At 70.8% G+C, this 12,039-nt stretch carries 13 protein-coding genes; 3 read left to right on the forward strand and 10 right to left on the reverse strand.

Translation table 11 applies throughout. From position 1 onward, the window contains the following. Positions 1 to 220: 220 nt before the first annotated feature. The 6 genes from ACFE67_RS10790 to ACFE67_RS10815 form a co-directional block, all read right to left on the reverse strand. Entirely contained in the window at positions 221 to 778 is a 558-nt protein-coding gene (locus ACFE67_RS10790) for a hypothetical protein (RefSeq protein WP_375406881.1), read from the reverse strand. Between the two features lie 315 nt (positions 779 to 1,093). Next, positions 1,094 to 1,741 (reverse strand): 3-oxoacid CoA-transferase subunit B, encoded by a 648-nt coding sequence (locus tag ACFE67_RS10795; RefSeq protein ID WP_375406882.1) that lies wholly within the window; start codon positions 1,739 to 1,741, stop codon positions 1,094 to 1,096. Next, positions 1,741 to 2,436, reverse strand: a complete 696-nt coding sequence (locus ACFE67_RS10800) for a CoA transferase subunit A (RefSeq protein WP_375406883.1) — start codon at positions 2,434 to 2,436, stop codon at positions 1,741 to 1,743. Before ACFE67_RS10800 ends, ACFE67_RS10795 begins: the two co-directional genes overlap by 1 nt. Positions 2,437 to 2,497: 61 nt before the next feature. After that, positions 2,498 to 3,358, reverse strand: a complete 861-nt coding sequence (locus ACFE67_RS10805) for an alpha/beta hydrolase (protein WP_375406884.1) — start codon at positions 3,356 to 3,358, stop codon at positions 2,498 to 2,500. A 53-nt stretch (positions 3,359 to 3,411) separates the two neighbouring features. Next, on the reverse strand, positions 3,412 to 4,536 hold the full coding sequence (locus ACFE67_RS10810) for an amidohydrolase family protein (protein WP_375406885.1): 1,125 nt from the start codon (positions 4,534 to 4,536) through the stop codon (positions 3,412 to 3,414). Then, positions 4,533 to 6,143, reverse strand: a complete 1,611-nt coding sequence (locus ACFE67_RS10815; RefSeq protein WP_375406886.1) for an FAD-dependent monooxygenase — start codon at positions 6,141 to 6,143, stop codon at positions 4,533 to 4,535. Before ACFE67_RS10815 ends, ACFE67_RS10810 begins: the two co-directional genes overlap by 4 nt. 34 nt (positions 6,144 to 6,177) lie before the next feature. Here ACFE67_RS10815 and ACFE67_RS10820 point away from each other — a divergent pair, with 34 nt between their 5' ends. Continuing rightward, positions 6,178 to 6,975: an IclR family transcriptional regulator gene (locus ACFE67_RS10820; RefSeq protein ID WP_375406887.1), complete on the forward strand. Its 798-nt coding sequence runs from the start codon at positions 6,178 to 6,180 to the stop codon at positions 6,973 to 6,975. Between the two features lie 13 nt (positions 6,976 to 6,988). On the opposite strand, the gene ACFE67_RS10825 is transcribed toward ACFE67_RS10820, so the two are convergent. The 3 genes from ACFE67_RS10825 to ACFE67_RS10835 form a co-directional block, all read right to left on the reverse strand. Further along, a complete protein-coding gene (locus tag ACFE67_RS10825) occupies positions 6,989 to 7,741 on the reverse strand; it encodes a GntR family transcriptional regulator (protein ID WP_375406888.1) in 753 nt (250 codons plus the stop codon). Continuing rightward, the gene (locus ACFE67_RS10830) at positions 7,738 to 8,613 is read right to left on the reverse strand and encodes a fumarylacetoacetate hydrolase family protein (protein WP_375406889.1); all 876 of its coding nucleotides are present in this window, start codon (positions 8,611 to 8,613) and stop codon (positions 7,738 to 7,740) included. The genes ACFE67_RS10825 and ACFE67_RS10830 overlap by 4 nt, the downstream gene beginning before the upstream one ends. A gap of 89 nt (positions 8,614 to 8,702) precedes the next feature. Further along, positions 8,703 to 9,308, reverse strand: a complete 606-nt coding sequence (locus tag ACFE67_RS10835; protein ID WP_375406890.1) for a VOC family protein — start codon at positions 9,306 to 9,308, stop codon at positions 8,703 to 8,705. A 229-nt stretch (positions 9,309 to 9,537) separates the two neighbouring features. Here ACFE67_RS10835 and ACFE67_RS10840 point away from each other — a divergent pair, with 229 nt between their 5' ends. After that, positions 9,538 to 10,227 carry a GAF and ANTAR domain-containing protein gene (locus tag ACFE67_RS10840; protein ID WP_375406891.1) on the forward strand — a complete coding sequence of 230 codons (690 nt, stop codon included), beginning with the start codon at positions 9,538 to 9,540 and terminating at the stop codon, positions 10,225 to 10,227. Between the two features lie 28 nt (positions 10,228 to 10,255). Further along, positions 10,256 to 11,023: a GAF domain-containing protein gene (locus ACFE67_RS10845; protein WP_375406892.1), complete on the forward strand. Its 768-nt coding sequence runs from the start codon at positions 10,256 to 10,258 to the stop codon at positions 11,021 to 11,023. Here ACFE67_RS10845 and ACFE67_RS10850 read toward each other — a convergent pair. Beyond that, positions 11,020 to 12,039, reverse strand: a 1,020-nt coding sequence (locus ACFE67_RS10850; protein WP_375406893.1) for a serine/threonine-protein kinase, incomplete at its 5' end; no start/stop codon positions are given. The two genes, ACFE67_RS10845 and ACFE67_RS10850, sit on opposite strands and share 4 nt — an antisense overlap.

The following is a 12,039-nucleotide window of genomic DNA, read 5'->3' on the forward strand; positions in this document are numbered from 1 at the left end:
GTCAAGCCCCGATCACATTCGTAGGACGAGGTCTGACGCTTGTTTCCATCCGAAGCGCGGGGAGAAGCGACGCGAGCGTGCCGACCCAGCTGGTAGTCCTGCGCCTGCAAGCGATCGCGGGGCTGCGACGTCAGCCGATCTGGGATGGGGTGTTGATCTCTGGGAGCTCGAGTGAGATGACCCAGCCGGGGAGATGTTCGTCGCCCTCTTCGAGGCGCGGCTAGCCGGCGCTGTGCACGTGGCCTTGTTCGTCGGGGGCGGTGGTGGGGCCCCAGTTGATGGTGTGCTGGACGTGTCGTGTCGCGGCGGTGGACTCGAGGGGTTCGAGGTGAGCGCTACCGTGCTGTGCTGTCCACCCGTGTCCGGGGCTGCCGGTGAGTCGGACGTAGATCGCTGAGATGGCAGCTACTCGCCCAGAGATGGTCGGCGCGGGATCGCCGGCAGCTTCGGCCTCGTGATCGAGGTGCCATTCGATGTTGTCGAGGTCGGTGCCGTAGTCGGCGATTTCGTTGCGGCTGGCGAGCCTGCGGATGTGATCGCCGATCCGGACGACTTCACCGTCCTCCTCGAGTTCGTGGATCGAGCACAAGACACGGAGCACCGTCATATCCTCGCTCAGCACCAGCCTGAGGTCCGTCGTTTCGCGAGCAGGGCTTTTTTTGAAGAACGGTGCTTGCTGCTGGGCGCTCGCGTACATGTACTGGATCTGCTTCACCACGCCGAGTGCCACGACCGCGTTGCAGGTCGATCCAGTCGTCTGACTCTTGTCGGTCTGCACCTTCCATTTCGTCGGGCTCTGATCCGGGGACACGAGCTCGAGGCGGCCTGCTCGGACCAGGGCGGTGATTACTGCCTGCTGAGCGTCCGAGAGCGGAGTCACGGCCACGGCGCGGATCCGATCAGGACGACGATCGGATTCGCTCGGACGTTGTTCAGGAACCCGGAGTGCGCGTCGGCCTCATTCCGCGTGAGGATCGTCCGGTTCACCGGTCGCCGCGCCGACCCGCGGCCGCGACGTCAGTCGCTGCACGCGCCGTCGGGTCGGGCGGCACCGCGCTGCTGGGCTCCTCCGCCCCGACCTGCTGCGACGACCTCAGTGCGCGTCGTCCAGCTCGATGGAGAACGGCGCGCCCGTGCGGTCCTGCACCGTCGACTCGTCCACCCCCGGGGCCAGTCGGCGGAGTACGAGGCCTGTGCGACTCACGTCGAAGATCGCGAGGTCGGTGATGATGCGGTCGACGACACCACGGCCGGTGAGGGGCAGCGTGCAGGTCGCGACGATCTTGGGGGTGCCGTCCTTGGCCGTGTGGTCGGTCAGCACGATGAGGCGGCGGGCGCCCACGACCAGGTCCATCGCGCCGCCGGGACCCTTCACGAGCTTGCCGGGCACGGTCCAGTTCGCGAGGTCGCCCTCTGCGGAGACCTGCAGCGCTCCGAGCACCGCCGCGTCGATCCGCCCGCCGCGGATCATCGCGAACGACTCCGCTGAGTCGAAGACGCTCGCGCCGGGCAGCAGGGTGATGGTCTGCTTGCCGGCGTTGATCAGGTCCGAATCCTCCTCCCCTCGATACGGGAACGGGCCCATGCCGAGGAGGCCGTTCTCGCTCTGCAGCACGACCTGGACGCCGGGCGGGAGGTGGTTCGCGACGAGCGTGGGGATCCCGATCCCGAGATTGACGGTCGCGCCGTCCTCGAGCTCGGCTGCCGCCAGCGCGGCCATGTCGTTCCGGTCCCAGGGCATCAGCGCTCCCTCACCGTCCGCTGCTCGATCGGCTTCTCTCGCGGCGTCGACACGATCACGCGCGTGATGTGGACGGAGGGGGTGTGCACGTCGTCGGGGTCGAGGTACGTCTCCTGCACCTGCTCGACGTCCGCGATCGTGACCTCGCCGGCGGTCGCGACCACCGGGTTGAAGTTGCGGGCCGCCAGCCGGTAGCGGAGGTTGCCGGCGGGGTCCGCGCGCCAGGCGTGCACCAGCGCGAGGTCGGCGCGGATCGCGCGCTCCTGCACGTAGGTCTCGCCGTCGAACTCGGCGGTCGGCTTGCCCTCCGCCAGCGGGGTGCCGACCGCCGTGCGGGTGTAGAACGCCGCGATTCCGGCCCCGCCGGCGCGCAGGCGCTCGGCGAGCGTGCCCTGCGGCGCGAACTCCACCTCGAGCGTGCCGGCGAGGTACTGCTGCGCGAACAGCTTGTTCTCCCCGACGTACGAGGCGATGACGCGGCGCACCTGCTTCGCCTCGAGCAGCAGGCCGAGGCCCCGGCCGTCGACGCCCATGTTGTTGCTGACGATCGTGAGATCCCGGACGCCGCTGTCCCGCACCGCCTCGATGAGGTCGGCCGGGTTGCCGGAGAGCCCGAACCCGCCGACCGCGATCGTCTGGCCGTCGCGCAGCACGCCGTCGAGCGCCTCCGCCGCGCTGCTGAACCGCTTCGTCATCCGCACCTCGCTCCGCGCCGAACGACCGGCCGCGCGGGCGCGCCGGTGCGAGCTCGTGAGCTCACAGTCGGGCGGCGGCGGCGGCGGTGCGGGCGAAGGCCAGCTGACGCTCGTGGAACTCGCCGGAGCCGTGGTGGTGGTCGAGGTTGTGACCTGATCCGCTCACCCGCTCGGCGGTCACCGACGGGGACGCGGTGAATGCGGCCGCGAACGCCTGCACCCCCTCGTCCGTGGAGATCCAGAGCCCCTCGTGCTCGGCGAGCGCGTAGTGGACCGGGACCGTCACCTCGGTCGCGAGCGTCGTGAAGTCGGTCGTCCAACCGCCGACCACCTCGAGAAGTTCGGCGACCGGAATCAGGTCCGTCGCCACCTCCGCGTCGTCGACGACCTCGGGGTCCCAGGTCCCCTCGGGGCCGTACATGAACTGGATCCGCTGCTCCTTCGAGAACGGGATGGTCGCGTCGGCGGGGATCGAGTTCCACGCCTGCGTGACCGGCTCGGGGGCGTCGGTGTGGATGGACGTGACCGAGATGCCGAGCAGGGGCCAGGAGGGACGCTGGCCGGCCATGTGGACGGCGATCGCACCTCCCATCGAGTGGCCGATGAGCACGACGCCGGTCGCGCTGTCCGAGTACTGCTTCCACAGCTCGGCGACCGCGGCGTTCAGCACCTGCGCGTGCTTGGCGTAGGTGATCTCGCCGTGCAGCGCGTCGCTTCCCTGGTAGCCGGGACGGTCGAGGGCGACGATCGGGAACCCGTGGTCGTGAGCTGCGGCGAGCAGCGAGTGCCCCTTCACGTCGAAGTAGTGGGAGTTGTAGCTGCCGCCGGGGATGCACACGAGCAGCGGCGAGCCGGCGTCGCCGCGCTCCTCGATACCGGTCACGGTGCCGAGCGGGGTGGACAGTGCGATCGGGTGCGCCATGGTTGCTCTCCTTCGAGTGATGGGTACTGCGGGTCCGTCCGGCCGGGCCGGGTTCAGGGCCGGGGGATGTGCCGTCCGCCGAGCCACACGCCCGACACGGCGCGGGTCGCCCGGATGTCGGTCGACGGGTCGCCCGTGACGAGCACGAGGTCGGCTCGGCGTCCGGCCTCGAGCACGCCGCGGTCGGCGAGTCCGAAGACGCGCGCCGGGGTGGATGTCGCCGCGGTCAGGGCTTCGGCCGGGGTGAGTCCGGCGGCGACGAGCAGCTCGAGCTCGTCGTGGAGCGAGGGCCCGTGCGCCGGGTGGAACGGGGCACCCGCCTCGGTGTTCGCGTCGGTGCCGGCGATGATCGTCAGGCCCGCCGCCGCTGCCGTGGCGACGCTGGCGCGCGCGTTCGCGTACTCGACCGGCGGCGCGATCCGCAGCCGCCGCAGCACCCGGAAGACCCGCCCGGCCGTGACGACCTTCACGGTGCCCTCCAGCATCGTCAGCGTCGGCAGGAGAACTGCGCCGCGGGCGGCGAGCGCGGCGGCCTCGGCCGGCGTGAGACCGCGGTCGAGAGGCGCATGGGTGAGCACGTCGACCCCGGCGTCGGCCGCGAGCCCGTACGCGGTCGAGGTGACGGCGTGCGCGACGGTCAGCAGTCCGGCGGCGTGCGCAGCGACGACGAGGGCCGCGATCGTCTCCGGGGGGAGGGACGCGGTGCCGGGCATCCGCGGGTCCTCGACGATGATCTTGATGTAGTCCGACCCCTCGCGCACGCGGTCGGCCACGAAGCGAGCGGCGTCCTCGGCGCCGGCCACGGCGCTGCCGGCGGGGAACCCCATCCGGCGCGTGTGGGCTCCCTTCGGCGCGCTCGCGGGGATGCCGGCGCCGAGCAGGTGCGGCAGCCCTCCGTGCTCCTGCAGCGAGCGGGTGATCTCGGGCCGCCGGTTGGCCATGTCGAGCACGGTGGTGATGCCGGCGGCGAGCAGCGCCTCGAGGTCGTCCACCTCGTCGACGTGCACGTGGGCGTCGATGAGGCCGGGCAGCAGGGCGCCGCCGTGACCGTCGATGATCGTGCCGACGGGCGGCCCGCCGATGGAGGCGATCGACTCCCCGTCGATCCGCACCGTGGTCGGCCCGGTGAACCCGGTCCCGTCGAACATCCGCACATCGGTGATCGTCGTCGTCGTCATGCGCGCACCGCCTCGGCCCGCGCCTCGGTCCGGCCGGCCCGCACCGCGAGGGCGTCCCGCAGATCGATGTCGGTCGCGGATGCCGCGCGCAGGTCGACGTGCTGATCCGGGCGCACGAGCAGCGCCTGGTCGCCCCACGGGTAGTCCTCGGGCGGCGTGATGACCGTCAGCGGAAGGCCGAGACCGGCGGCCTGCCGACGGACCGGTTCGACGTCGTCCCCCGCGGGCGCGATCAGCGTGTACTCCGGGCCGAGCGCATCGAACAGCGATCGGCCGTCGCGGTAGCGCGCATGCGGGAGCCGGGCGCCCGGATCCGTGCTCGGCGTGTAGTGCACCGGATCGGGGCTGCCCTCGCTCGAATAGCGGTAGCCGAGCACGAGTCCGAGGCTGTGGAACTCCGAGTCCTTGCTCGTCTGGATCGCCTCCGCCAAGACGGCGGTGTCGGTCTCCGCCGCGAAGTCCAGGGGGAGGGAGCGCATGTTCTCCCGGGCGATGGCGATCGTCTGCTCGGCGACCGGTCGCCGTTCGGTCTCATAGCTGTCCAGTAGGCCGGGTGCCGCCCAGCCCTGCAGCACGGCCGCGAGCTTCCAGCCGATGTTCACCGAGTCCCCGACGGAGGTGTTGTACCCGTGCCCGCCCCACGGCGGGTTGAGGTGCGCGCTCTCACCGACGAGGAACACGCGCGAGGTCTGGAATCGCTCGGCGACCAGGAGGCGTGCCGTCCAGCTGTCCGTCGACACGACCTCGTGGGCGATCGGGTGGCCGACGAGGTCGGTGATCATCTGCGGGATGCGCGCACTGCCGTCCGCGGAGTCCACTCCCGGCGCGATCAGCCACCACGTGCCGGCGAGATCGAGCCGCCCGATGACGCACGGCGAGCCGCCGCCGACCACCCAGTAGTGCACGGCGTCGCCCATCGGCGGGTGCAGCTCGTCGGTCCGGAACAGCACGTTGAAGTTCGGCCGCGGATCGGAACTGCCGGCGTAGCGCACCCCGATCGCCTTCCGCACCGCACCCGACGCGCCATCGCAGCCGAGCAGGTACTCCGCGTGGATCGTCGACTCGTGGCCGTCGGCGGTGCTGACCGTCGCGGTCACCCCGTCCGCGGTCTCGGTCAGCGCGATCACGCTGCTGCCGTAGACCATCGTCACGAGCGGCGACCGGGCGAGGTGCTCTCGCAGCACCCGCTCCACGACGGGCTGCGGGATCTGCTGGCCGTACTCGGGGGAGACGAGCAGCGTCTCGGGACCGAGGCCGAACACGTTCGAGAACGTCGTGAGGACGTCGCCGGTGACCGTGGAGCAGAACACGACGCGGTCCGACCACTGCGGGGTCAGCGCCGCTGCGGCACGGATCTCGTCGACCACGCCCCAGCGCCGGAAGTGCTCCATCGTGCGCACGCTGGTGGTCTTCGCCCGGGGACGATCCATCGCGACGCTCGGTCGCGGCTCCACGACCGTGCTCTCGACACCGTGCAGCGCCAGCTCGGCGGCCGCCGCGAGGCCGGCAGGACCGCCACCGGCGATCAGCACCCGTATCCGGACCACCACGCCCCTTTCGTCGTCGAAGTCGAGCAGCCACATCGTCGAGTCGATCACCCGGACCATGTGGGGCACTGCCGCTCAGCGGCAGAATCGCATCATGGGAACCGACCTGGAAGCGGACGCGGAGCAGCGGTCGACCGGCGAGCCGGTCCTGCACCGCGCCTTCCGGCTGCTGCGGTGTTTCGACGGCGAGCCGCTGACGCTCAGCGAGCTGAGCGCCCGCAGCGACACGCCCCTCAGCACGACCCTGCGGATCGTCCGGCAGCTCGTCGCCGTCGGCGCCCTCGAGCGGGACGACGACCGACGGTATGCGATCGGCCTCACGCTCCTCGAGGTCGCGGCGCTCGCTCCGCGCGGGCACGGCCTGCGTGCGCTCGCGCTGCCCTTCATGGAGGACCTGCACCGCGCGACGGGGGAGCACGTGCTGCTCGCCGTCCGGACCGGTTCCGAGGCGATGATCATCGAGCGGCTCTCCGCCCGCCGCGCCGCGCGCATCCTGTACCGCGTCGGCGAGCGCGTGCCGTTGCACTCCACCGGCGTCGGCCTGGTGCTGCTCGCCTATGCCGACGCCGACCTGCAGGAATCGGTCCTCGATCGGGACCTGACGATCGAGCCGGAGCACGTCCGCGTGTCGAGCAGGGAGCTGCGCAGCCGACTCGCCCAGATCCGGCAGGAGGGATCCGCGACGAACGACCGAGCGGTGCCGGAGGCGGCGTCGTCGGTGGCCGCGCCCGTGTTCGACGGCGGCCGGAACGCGATCGCGGCGGTCTCGGTCGTCGCCGCCTCCGGATCCTTCGACCCGGCTGCGATCCGCCCGGCGGTGATCACCGTCGCCCGCGCGATCTCGCGCCTCACGGCGGCCCGCGTCGTCGCCGAGCCCGATCGGAATCGGTGAGCTCGAGCGTCGGCTACTCGCCCGAGCGTGCCGCCACGGCGAAGGCGACCACCCGCGGTCGCGGGATCGGGTTCGATTCGCGGAACACCACGTCGACCGTGCGTCGGAGGTGCGCCACCAGTGCCAGGGAGCACGCGGCAGCATCCCCGGTGAGCGCGGCGGCCAGGATCGAGCGATGCTCCGCCTGCGAGGACCGCAGGCGGTCGGCCGATGCGCTGTCCGGTTCGCTGTAGTCGTGCTGGAGGTAGGCGAGCCGGTACCGCTCCGAGTGGTCCCAGAGATCGCCGAGGGCGGCGTGCAGTCGAGCGCCGGCACCTGCGGTGAGGCCGAGGTGGAAGCTCCTGTGTTCTCTGCGGAACATCTCGAGGTCGAGGCGATCGATCGCCTCCTCCATCCGATCGACGCTGCGCGTGAGCGCGGCCTGCTGCGGGACGGTGATGCTGGCGAGGGTCGCGGCGACCCCGACCGGCTCCAGCGCGATGCGCATCGCGTAGATCTGGTCGAGATCGCCGAGGTTCAGCTCGGACACCCGCATCCGGCGATTGAAGTCCCCACTGACCAGCTGCTCCGCGATGAGTCGTCGCAGCGCCTCGCGCAGCGGCGTCCGGCTGATCCCGAACTGCTGGGCGAGCTGCACCTGCGACAGCACGGACCCCGGTTCGAGCGCTCCGGTCAGGATCCTGTCCCGGAGCGTGGCGTAGACGGTCTGCATGCTGTTCTCCGCCCGATTCGGCGCGAAGTCCGTGGTGACCAGCTCCGTCGTCATGCGGTGAACGTCTGGCGGATCGTGCCGAGACCCTCGATCTCGGTGGTCAGCCGCTGGCCGGGCTTCAGGAACACCTGCGGCGTCCGACCGAGTCCGACGCCGGACGGCGTCCCGGTGAACACGATGTCGCCGGGCCGCAGCTCGACGATCGCCGACAGCCGGGTAACGAGCTCGTCGACGGGGAAGATGAGGTCCGCCGTCGTGCCGTCCTGCAGCGTGCGCGGCTCTGCACCTGCTTCGTCCACGATCTCGCAGTGGATGCGGAGTGCCGCCGGATCGTGACCCGCGGACCGGAGCTCGTCGAGCGTCACGACCGCCGGCCCGGTGGGGGCGTAGTTCTCGAACGACTTGCCGAGGTTGAACTGCGCCGGTCTGCCCCAGTTCTGCACCGTCCGGTCGCTGATGTCCTGTCCGACCGTGAGTCCGGCCACCGCGTCCCACGCCTCGTCCTTCGGGATGTCCCGACCGCCTCGGCCGATCACGACCACGAGTTCCGCCTCCCAGTCGACCCGGTCACCCGTCAGCCGCACCGTGGCGTCGGCGCCGGCGAGGCTGGAGGGGAACTTGGTGAACACCAGGGGATTCTCCGGCAGCTCCATGCTCGCTTCCGCGGCATGGTCGGCGTAGTTCAGGCCGATCGCGAACACCTGGGACGGACGTGGCACCGGCGGGCGCAGGTCGCGCTCGTCGAACGGCCGCGCATCGGGGTGCCCCTGCACGTCCAGCGTGCCCGCCCACGTAGCGAATCCCGCCCAGTCGCTCCACACCCCCTGCGGGTCTGCACCGAAGCGGCCGTCGCTCGCCGCCTCGACGTCGAGACCCATCGATCCGCTGACCAGGGTGGCCCGGCCCGCGAGGTTGGCGATCCGCATGATGCTCCTTCGAGAGGTGGAATTGTCGAGGCGGCCGGTCCGACACGGCCGGTCACGCGAAGAGGATGGTGTCCTCGATCTTGCCCGCGCTACCAGAGCTCGGGCAGGTGCACCTCGGGCTTCACCGCGGGTTCGTACTCACCGGCCCGGGCGCGGCGGTGGATCTCGGTGAAATCGAGCCCGTCGTCGCGAGCCTCGACGAGGCGTTCGGGGTCGAAGTAGACCCCGATCGGGTTGTCGCCGAACTCCTGGGAGGCCCACATCCATTCCTTGCCGGCCGCCCAGTCACCGAATCCGTCGACCTGGATCTCGACGCCGTTGCCTTCCGGATCCTGGTAGTACATCGACATCGTCATGCCGTGGTCGAGGTTCAGGAACGGCACGATGCCCTCGTCGCGCAGCCGGAGGTAGTTGTCCAGCCACTGGTCGAAATTCGCGTACTCGAACGCCGTGTGGTGCAGCCCGGCCGTGTGGCCCTTGTCCTCGGGTGCCCTCAGATCGGGCAGCGCGAGCAGTGCGATGCGGTGGTTGGCGGCGTCGTTCGTCAGCCAGGCTCCGCCGGAGGAGTAGTACACCGGCTCGAGTCCGGCGATCTTCTCGTAGAACACCACCATCTCGTCGAGCTTCAGCGTGGCGAGGGTCGTGTGGTGGAACACCGGTCGGACCAGGGGGCGGGGACGTCGACCACTCGGCATGTCTGCTCCTTCGTTGGAGACGAGATCGGGAGTCCGGAGCATCCGGCCTCCCGCTGGCAGCAAAACTGTGGACAGTTTGCATCGAACTGTCTACGGTTGCAAGGGCGCTCCTGCTCGTCCTCGCCTCGGCTTCTGCACGCTGGCTCTCCGCGACCAGGGGGACTACGCTCCGCCCGTCGCCCGGACCCCGCGACAGCCGAGTTCTCTCGAGCTGAGGAGTACGACGCCGGTGGGATCCGAACGTGATCGACCTGACCGTGAGGCGTCGCCGCTGTGCGCTCCGTTCCTCCACGGCCTCCCCGTCGGCGGCGTCTCGATCTCGGTCGTCGGCGATTCGGGCGAGCACTCGACGGTCACGTCGAGCGACTCGCTCGCCGCCCGCCTCGAGTCGATGCAGTTCGAGCTGGGCGAGGGACCGCACTGGGATGCGCTGAAGTCGGGCAGGCCGGCGCTCCACAACGACCTCGCGACCGGGGCGACCCTGAGCGCCTGGCCCGTGTTCGGGCCCGCGGCATGGCACGAAGGCGCTCGCGCGCTCTACTCCTTCCCGCTGTACCTCGGTCCGCTCGCTGTCGGCGTCATCGACCTGTACAGCAGAGAAGCCGGCGACCCGTGGCACGAGGCTCTGGTCGGAAGGGGGCTCGACCTCGCCTCTGCGGCCGCTGCGCCGGCCGTGGAGCTCGCGACCAGATCCGCGGCCGCTGAGGCTCCGCTGAACGCGGTGGTCGCCGAGATGCGGAGAGAGGTGCACCAGGCGACCGGCATGGTGCTCGTGCAGCTCGACACGACCGTGGACACGGCGCTGTCCCGTCTTCGCGCATACGCGTTCGCCAGCGGCAAGGGCCTCGACGGCGTCGCCGCCGATGTCGTCGCCGGTCGGCTCGACTTCTCAGAGCTCGGCGATCAGTACAGCGCTTGACGACCACCTGCACACATTGGAGACCACGGTGTCGGAGACCGATGCTTCATCCCGCGAGGCCAAGCTCTCGGCCGCGTTCGTCACGCTGGCGGACACGCTCACCTCGAGGTTCGATCTGGTCGATCTGCTCCACACGCTGGTCGACACGTGCACGAGCCTCCTGAACGTCGCCGCAGGCGGGCTGATCCTCGCGGATGCGCGAAGCGGCGAGCTGCACGTCATGGCGTCGTCGAGCGAGGACGCCGCGCTGCTCGAGGTGGTCCAGCTCGGCGCAGCCGACGGGCCGTGCCTCGAGTGCTTCCGCACGGGCAAGGCCCTCACCATCGGCGACCTCGAGCAGACGGACGGCCGGTGGCCGGCGTTCACCGCCGCCGCGCTGGATCGTGGCTTCCGGTCCATGCACGCGACGCCGATGCGGCTGCGCGATCGGGTCATCGGCACGATGAACCTCTTCGGCCGCGAGGTCGGCGAGCTGAACACGCGCGACATCGCGCTGGGGCAGGCGCTCACCGACGTCGCCACGATCGGCATCCTCCAGGAACGCCTGCTGCGCGAGTCGAAGGTCGTCGGCGACCAGCTGCAGCACGCGCTGGAGAGCCGGATCGTCATCGAGCAGGCGAAGGGGGTGCTCGCGCAGAGCGCCGCGCTCTCGATGGACGACTCGTTCAGGAGCATGCGGTCCTACGCCCGGAGCCAGGGGCTGCCGCTTCAGGCGGTCGCCGCGCAGGTCGTCGCGCGCACGATCGACATCTTCGAGCTCACCGACAGGAACGGAGGGTCTGGGTCCACCGCTTAGCCCAGTCCGCCCTCCGTGGGGCGCAGCGCGCGGCGAACCGCTCGGCGCAGCTCCATCTCGTGCACGACGGTCGCGGCGAGCTGCTCGAGCGCGCGGCCCTCGTCCGCCGTCGCGGTCCGCGAGTCGTCGTCGAGAACGCACAGCGTCCCGAGCGCGACGTGATCGTGGGTGATCAGCGGCACGGTGCGCAGGACGCCGAGTCCGAGCCGGGCGGCGACCGCCGCATCGGACAGCTCGCGTGGATCGATGTCGGGGACTGGCGGTGCGAGGGCTCGACGATCGACCGCGAACGAGGTCGACCCTCCGACGTCGGCGCCGCCGTCCCGCGGGGCGGGCTCCTCAGCCTGCTGGGTGATCCGGACGATGGCGACCGGTGCCTGAGTCAGGCGGACAGCCAGTGCGGCGACGTCCCGGAACGAGCCGTGGGGAGGCGTGTCGAACAGGTCGTACCGACGCGCAGCTGATCCGGTCCGGTGGCCCGTCGTCGCGGACGTCGAGCGGTCCGCGATCCTGAACTGGCGGAGGGCCACGATCACCGAGTCGAGGCTGACGCGGACCGACGGATCGCGCTCCACCATCGCCCGGATCGTGCGTGCGATCGCCGGCGGGGCCGAGGCGGGGATCGCGGGATCGCGTTCGAGACGCGCGAGCGCGGAGACCTCCGTCGTTCCCGGGTACTCGACGTGCCCGGTCAGCGCCTCGAGCAGCACGAGACCGAGCTGGTAGACGTCCGACTCCGGTCCGACGTGCTCACCGAGCACCTGCTCAGGGCTGAGATAGGCGGGAGTGCCGTGGGTCTGGTCCCCGCCGTCGAGCCGGTCCTCGTCCTGGACGGTCGCCAAGCCGAAGTCCGCGAGCTTGGCACGGAGGCGCCCGCCCCCGTCCCCGGAGGAGACCAGCAGCACGTTCGCCGGCTTCACGTCCCGGTGCACGATCCCGATCTCGTGCACGTACTCGAGGGCCTCGGCGAGGGTGACGCCGAGGTTCGCCACCTGGTCGGCGGACAACCGCGTGCC

The sequence above is a fragment of the uncultured Amnibacterium sp. genome, from assembly GCF_964244015.1.
Classification (GTDB): Bacteria; Actinomycetota; Actinomycetes; order Actinomycetales; family Microbacteriaceae; genus Amnibacterium.

What these genes read in the sequence shown, in the direction of transcription:
- ACFE67_RS10830 (WP_375406889.1), bottom strand. Translation starts at nt 8,613, where the DNA reads ATGCGGATCGCCAACCTCGCGGGCCGGGCCACCCTGGTCAGCGGATCG.
- ACFE67_RS10805 (WP_375406884.1), bottom strand. Translation starts at nt 3,358, where the DNA reads ATGGCGCACCCGATCGCACTGTCCACCCCGCTCGGCACCGTGACCGGT.
- ACFE67_RS10810 (WP_375406885.1), bottom strand. Translation starts at nt 4,536, where the DNA reads ATGACGACGACGACGATCACCGATGTGCGGATGTTCGACGGGACCGGG.
- ACFE67_RS10800 (WP_375406883.1), bottom strand. Translation starts at nt 2,436, where the DNA reads ATGACGAAGCGGTTCAGCAGCGCGGCGGAGGCGCTCGACGGCGTGCTG.
- ACFE67_RS10795 (WP_375406882.1), bottom strand. Translation starts at nt 1,741, where the DNA reads ATGCCCTGGGACCGGAACGACATGGCCGCGCTGGCGGCAGCCGAGCTC.
- ACFE67_RS10835 (WP_375406890.1), bottom strand. Translation starts at nt 9,308, where the DNA reads ATGCCGAGTGGTCGACGTCCCCGCCCCCTGGTCCGACCGGTGTTCCAC.
- ACFE67_RS10815 (WP_375406886.1), bottom strand. Translation starts at nt 6,143, where the DNA reads ATGGTCCGGGTGATCGACTCGACGATGTGGCTGCTCGACTTCGACGAC.
- ACFE67_RS10825 (WP_375406888.1), bottom strand. Translation starts at nt 7,741, where the DNA reads ATGACGACGGAGCTGGTCACCACGGACTTCGCGCCGAATCGGGCGGAG.
- ACFE67_RS10820 (WP_375406887.1), top strand. Translation starts at nt 6,178, where the DNA reads ATGGGAACCGACCTGGAAGCGGACGCGGAGCAGCGGTCGACCGGCGAG.